Below are 6,564 nucleotides of genomic sequence, written 5' to 3' on the forward strand. Positions count from 1 at the left end.
GGTCATCCGCGCTAACGGCCATTTAAGCAGTAAACAGAATGCAACACTACACTAGCAGAGGCATTGGGTTGTGCCATTCACCTTTCAAAGGGTGACTTGTCGCCGCTGCGGGAGGCTGGATTCGTGCATGACGTGGGGAAGATTGGCATTCCCGATTCCATCTTGATGAAATCGGGTCGGTTAGACGCTCATGAATGGGAACTCATAAAAACCCATACCCTCTGTGGAGAGCGCATCATCGCAGCACAATCATTCCTGCCTTTGTCAGGGCCAATTCAGCCTATCGTCGAAGCCGTGCGACACCATCATGAACGCTACGATGGATCTGGCTATCCTGATGAAATGAAAGGCAATGAAATACCCCTATTTGCCAGAATCATTCTAATCGCTGATTGCTACGCGGCTATGACTGAAACTAGAGCATACCACCAGGGTAAATCTCACGAAGAAACGATGACAATCATGAACGCTGAGTCCGGAATATACAGCGATCCAGAACTTTTCGAAGCCTTTTCAAAAATGATCGAAAACTGCCCTCTGCGACATCGCCAAGCAGCAACGCTCAAGGAACCCCTACACCCATGCTGAGGGTGCCGACTCCGGATGATTATGGATAAAGCGTATGTGATCCCGTCTTCAGCAGATGAAGCTCTGCCACCGGCAGATGTGCAGCCATCGCCAAACCGACCTGTGGACCGGAATAGCAAATGGGCTTTAAGGCGCCGCCTCTTCGCGGAGCGCCGCCTGGGCCAAGGTGTCCGCCACCTCTACCCGCACAACGCGGGAGATGCCCGGCTCGGTCATGGTGACGCCCACCAGTTGCTCGGCGACCTGCATGGTCAGACTGCGATGGGTCACAATCAAAAACTGGGTCTGTGCCGCCATTTCCTGCACCAGATGGCAGAAACGCCCGACATTGGCATCATCCAGCGGTGCATCTACTTCATCCAGCACGCAAAAGGGGGCGGGATTCAGGCGGAACAAGGCAAATACCAACGCAATGGCGGTGAGTGCCTTTTCGCCGCCGGAGAGTTGCTGCAGACTGGCGTTGCGTTTGCCCGGCGGTTGCGCACGCAGGACCAGTCCCGCATCCAGCAGGTCTTCGCCCACCAGGCTTAGTTGCGCCTGCCCACCACCAAAGAGGATAGCGAAAAGTTCCTGTAAGGCCTGGTTGACCTTGTCGAGGGTATCCCGAAAGCGCGTCGTCGTCTCCTGATCCATGGCTGCCATCGCCTCTTCCAGGCTGCGCAGGGCCGCTTCCACGTCTTCGACCTGCGTAAGCAGGTTGCCGCGGCGCCCTTCCAACTCCAGCAACTCTTCTTCGGCGGCGAGATTCACATTGCCGAGACGGACGATGGCCGCGCCGATCCGGGCAATGTTTTCTTCACAGCGGGTCACATCTGGGCAGGGTCCGGGGTCTTCACCCAAATCCTGCGCAAGCACTGCGGCGCGTTGCTGGTATTCTTCCAGTCGCGCCTGCAGGCCCGCCAGTTGCTGATCGGTGGTGGCCCCGGACTTTTGCAGGACGCGCAACTGTTCCTCCAGACGGTGGCGCTGGATTTCTTGTTGGCGGATCTGCTGCTCTGCGGTCTGTGCCGCCGTCTGCAGGGTCAACAGTTGGGTATTACGCTCAGCCCGCAAACGCGCTACGGCCTCCCGTGCCGCCTCCATTTCCGGCAGCCCCGCTTGCACGCGGGCAAGTTCCTCAACTCCCAGAGCCGCCGTCATGGCAAGCTGATCCCCTTGCTGTTGCAGGTCTACGGCACGAGCAACGGCGGCCTCTGACTCAGCCTGCAAGCGCTGTTGCTGGACCTCCAGTGCTTGGCGTTCGTCCCGCAAGCGACCATAAGCTGCGCGCAACTCCCCTACCCGACGCCGCAGCCCATCGGTTGCCCGCTGCGCGTTTTGTACCACCTGCTCCAAATCTCGCCAGCCGCTTTCATCGTTAGCAAAATTCTGGTGCAGTCCTTGCAGGCGGGTCTCCAACGCTGTCCGTTCGTCGCTGAGTCGCCGGGACTCAGCGACGCGTTCTGCCCGTTGTCGGTCTTCCGCCTCCACCCGGCTGCGCAGACGGGCGAGGGACTCCCGCTCCTGGGCACTTTGCCGACTCAAGATTTGCCAGCGGCTATCGGCCGTTCGCATCTGCTCCTGTATGGCCCGCGCCCGTTGTTCGGCAGCCGTCAATGCAGCATGTGTGGCAGCGGCCTCGGCCTGTGCCTGACAAAAACGCTCGCTATTTTCCACCAGCTCGCGGCGACATTGCAGCAGACTGGCGCCATCTTCATGTTCGGGATATTCCATCCCCGCGCAATGCACCAATATACCCTGTGGCGTAATCCAGGCCTCCCCCGCCTGCAATTGCTGACGCTGACTGAGGGCAAAGGCCAAATCCGGAGCCATGCGCAGTCCCCACAGCCAATCACTCAGTCCTCGGCTCAGGGTCGCGGGCCCTTCCAACGCCTGCACCAACGCATCCGGCGGCAGATCAGGTGGTAACGCCGCGCTCTTCCACAATATGCTGCCCTGAGTGACCGTACTGCCGCCTTCCATCACCGAGGCGTGCAGACGACCACGCAACGCCGCCTCCACCGCGCGTTCCCAGCCGGGCAGTACCCGTATCTGGTCCACCAGTCGGGCGCTTGCCATGTCACTTTTCACAGCCGGTTTTTGCAGCCTTTGCAGCAGACTCTCCAGCGCCTTTTGCCGGGCCCCGTACTCCTGCACCCTGGCCTGCGCGTTGTCGCGCGGTTCACGCAAAGCCGCGGCCTGGACCTGGGCCGTTTCCAACGCATCGCGTTGCTCCTGAAGTGCCGTTGCGGCCTCTTTTAACGACATTTCCCCGGATTGGCAGTGCGCTTCCAGCGCTTCCAAAGCGGGGCGCTCCGAGGGTATTTCCGCGGACTGCTGTTGCAAGCGCCGTTCAACATCCTTCAGGCGCGGCTCCAACTCACGGATTTGCGCCGTCGTCACGTCCCTTTTGCGGCGCAGTTCCGCCAAAGCTTGCTGCTGTTGCTGACGTTCATGATCCTGTTTTTCGAGCTCGCGCTCCGCTTCCTGCCGTCCGCGCCGGGCGCGCTCCTCCTCTCCGGTCAGTGCATGCTGGCTTACGGTTAACGTCTGCAAACGCTGCTGCCGCTGGCTTTCAGTCTCCGCCTGGTGTGCTTGTTCAGACTGGATTTTTTGCTGCTGTGCCCGCTGTTGACTCAATCCACTCAGGCAGCGTTGGATCGCTGCCTGTTGTTCCCGAAGCCGATGTTCCACATCGCTTTGCCGGGCCTGCACCGCATACAGTTCGCCTTGGGCGGCGGCGATGGCGTCCTGGCCTCGACGTTCTTCCACACGCAGTTGATCCAGGGCCTGGGATGCGGCAACAAGATGCTGCTCTTCCTGCTGATAGGTGGCTTGCAGCGCTGCGCGCCGAGCCAAGGTCTGTTGGCGCTCCGTTTCGAGAACATCCACGCGAAGAGCCATACTCCACCACTGCCATTGACGCTCCTCCACCCGTAGGGTGCGCAGCTTTTGCGCCGCCTGGGCCTGCCGTTGCAAGCGCTGCCACTGACCATCCATCTCGCCGTGAATATCATGCAAACGCTGGAGATGCTCCCGCGTTTCGGCAATACGTTGTGTGGTCTCCCGGCGGCGCTCCTTGTAACGACTGATGCCGCCCGCTTCTTCGAGAATGGCGCGCAGATCGTCCGGGCGCGCTTCGATAACCCGCCCGATGGTCCCCTGCTCAACGATGGCGTAGGCATTGCCGCCGAGCCCGGTGCCGAGAAACAGGTCGCCCACGTCGCGCCGCCGACAGCGGGCACCGTTAATCCGGTAATGGCCGTCGCCCCTGCGGTCCAGACTGCGCTTGACGCTGATTTCAGCCACCTCAGCGAAAGCGCCGGGAGCCGCCCTATCGCTGTTATCAAAGCGCAATTCGACCGTCGCCGCCGACGCGGCCGGTCGACTGCCACCGCCATTGGAAATGACATCGCTCAGGGTGCCGCCACGCAGTTGGCGCGCTGAGGATTCACCGAGCACCCAGCGCAGGGCGTCAACCGTGTTGGATTTGCCGCAACCATTGGGCCCGACGATTACCACCGGATTGGCGTCGAACTGGATGCGCGTGCTTTCGCGGAAGGATTTAAAGCCCTGGAGGATGATGGCCGAGAGGCGCATGAGGGGAGGTTTTTGCTATAGTGTGCCGAATTGGTGAAGCACAGATGATGAGGAGTTCCAGATGCCCAGTCAACCGAGCAAAGCGTTAGAGCGTTTTCCTAATCCCCACCCTGAGCGCGACTATGTGGTACACATGGATCTGCCCGAATTCACCTGCCTCTGCCCCCTGACCGGGCAACCCGACTTTGCGCACTTTATGCTGGATTTCATTCCGGGTCAGCATAACATCGAGCTGAAGTCCCTCAAGCTGTACCTCTGGAGCTTTCGCGACGCGGGCGCCTTTCACGAGGCCATGACCAACCGCATCGCCGACGATCTGATCAATCTGATCAACCCACGCTATCTGCGCCTGCTGGGACGCTGGTATGTGCGCGGCGGCATCACCACCGATGTGCTCATCGAACATCGCCAACCGGACTGGCAAAATCCGGACCTCCTCAGTCAGTTGCCAACCGTGCGCTGGGCACAACACCAGCCGGGCTACTAACAAGCCGCGGACAGGCGCCCGCTTGTTGACTCCTTCCACCGCTATAAACTTCCTTGTTTATTGGTACCACAGTTCGTTATGATAGACTCTACGAATTTGCGGAAGCATCATTCCATGCAGATTGAGGCACTACTACAACGGCTTGATAAAGGTGGATATCCTTCACCATCGCGGAGCACTTTGGCGCTCACAGAGCTTTTACAGCAAGATAATGCCGGAATTGCCGATGCCGCAAAGCTGATACGCGTCGATCCTATTCTTACGGCCAAAATCATTAAAATTGCCAACTCAGCCATATATGGCAAATATCGGCGCATCATGGGCATTGAAGAAGCACTCATGCGCATCGGTTTTAAGATGGTAGTACCGATCGCACTCGGGCTCACACTGGCCACCAAAACATTTTCTACACCGCCCAATTTTGATTTGCGCGGATTCTGGGCAGGCAGTCTGCTGCGCGCTATCGCCATGCACGCATTGGCTGCCCGTACTGACGAATGGCCTGCTGCAGATGTGTTTACGGTCGGCCTGCTCTGCGAAATCGGCAGCCTATTCATGGCCTGTTCCGCTCCGGCCGAGACTGCGGCGCTGGCATCCCAGAATCTGCCTACTGCCGCGTTGTTGGATCAGGAAAAGGCACACTTTGGATTTGACCACCGCCAGCTCAGCGCCGCCCTGCTGCGCCACTGGCGCATCCCGGAAAATGTCGTGTTGGCATTGGAATCCCAGCGAAATATTGCGGATGCAACGAGTAGCGCAGAGCGCACAGACCGTTTGCGTACTCTGCGGGCCATCATTGAGGACGGCCGGAATATTGCCAGTTGGGTGCTCACAGGTGCTCCCGCCCAATCCATCACGCTGCTTCAAAGTGCAGCAAGAAGCTGGTGGTTTACAGACACGCAATTTGAAAGAATGATCAGTGAAATTATTGCCGAATGGGAGGAAATAGCTGATATTTTTGATCAAACCGTCTCTCCCGACTTAGTCCAAAAGCTGGAAGCTTTACGCGAAACACTGACCACCGGTCGACTAAATCCTCAGCCTTCCGTTCCCGGACCTATATTACTGGTGGCCAATCAGACCAGAGACCTGGATTTGTTGCAGCAAACACTGAAACCTGAAGGGTACGACGTCATCCGCGCTGACAGTGCCGATGATGCGATTATTCTGCTATATCAAAAGGCACCGTGCATTGTTATTCTAGACTGGGATATGTCAGGAATAACGGGTGCCGAACTCTGCGTGAGATGGCGAAGAGAATTTGGGCCCCGCGTATACCTGCTGGTTCTTGCCGACACACACCATGGTGATTGTACCGCTGAGGCCATAGAAGCTGGTGCCAATGACATTATCAGCAAGCCACCTTCTGGCAATATGCTTGTTGCCAAGCTGGCTATTGCTGCACAAATGGTCGCTTTTATGGCACGACTGGAAAATTCCTGCACAGATCTCACGCACCAAAATCACTCCCTACTAGCCCTTGCGAGCAAAGACGTGCTCACTGGACTGGCTAACCGGCGGGGTGCCCAGGAGTTTCTCAGCGAAAACTGGCGACATGCCATACGCCACCAACACCCGTTAAGCTGTATTATGCTGGACATTGATTATTTCAAACAGGTGAATGATGAGCACGGCCATGATGTGGGTGATCGTGTATTACAAGCATTAGGCGGCCTGCTCCTGAAAAATTCTCGGAGCGGTGATCTGATCGCCCGTGTGGGCGGCGAAGAATTTCTCATTCTTTGCCCGCAAACTGATGAGTTGAAAGCTTCCTTGTACGCTGAACGACTATGCCAGGAGATTGCTCAGATGCAAGGCGATTTCCCGCTCATCACGCTCAGCGCGGGGGTAGCGGAGATGCAACCGGACATGGACAGTCCAGAGGCATTGCTGCGTGCTGCGGATCAGGC

General features: G+C 58.0%; 3 protein-coding genes and 1 pseudogene. 3 read left to right on the forward strand and 1 reads right to left on the reverse strand.

The window, feature by feature from the left end; genetic code table 11:
• Positions 1-60: 60 nt before the first annotated feature.
• A pseudogene (locus Q0C48_RS03305) lies at positions 61-588 on the forward strand (HD domain-containing phosphohydrolase); the annotation flags it as partial.
• 126 nt (positions 589-714) lie between these two features.
• On the opposite strand, the gene smc reads toward Q0C48_RS03305, so the two are convergent.
• The gene (gene smc / locus Q0C48_RS03310) at positions 715-4,167 is read right to left on the reverse strand and encodes a chromosome segregation protein SMC (protein ID WP_291521521.1); all 3,453 of its coding nucleotides are present in this window, start codon (positions 4,165-4,167) and stop codon (positions 715-717) included.
• Between the two features lie 61 nt (positions 4,168-4,228).
• Between smc and queF the strand changes: the two genes are divergently transcribed.
• Both queF and Q0C48_RS03320 read left to right on the forward strand, forming a co-directional pair.
• Positions 4,229-4,654 carry a preQ(1) synthase gene (gene queF / locus Q0C48_RS03315; RefSeq protein ID WP_291521523.1) on the forward strand — a complete coding sequence of 142 codons (426 nt, stop codon included), beginning with the start codon at positions 4,229-4,231 and terminating at the stop codon, positions 4,652-4,654.
• Between the two features lie 180 nt (positions 4,655-4,834).
• Positions 4,835-6,564, forward strand: a 1,730-nt coding sequence (locus Q0C48_RS03320) for an HDOD domain-containing protein (RefSeq protein WP_291521525.1), incomplete at its 3' end; no start/stop codon positions are given.

It is taken from the genome of Acidithiobacillus sp., from assembly GCF_023255755.1.
Classification (GTDB): domain Bacteria; phylum Pseudomonadota; class Gammaproteobacteria; order Acidithiobacillales; family Acidithiobacillaceae; genus Acidithiobacillus.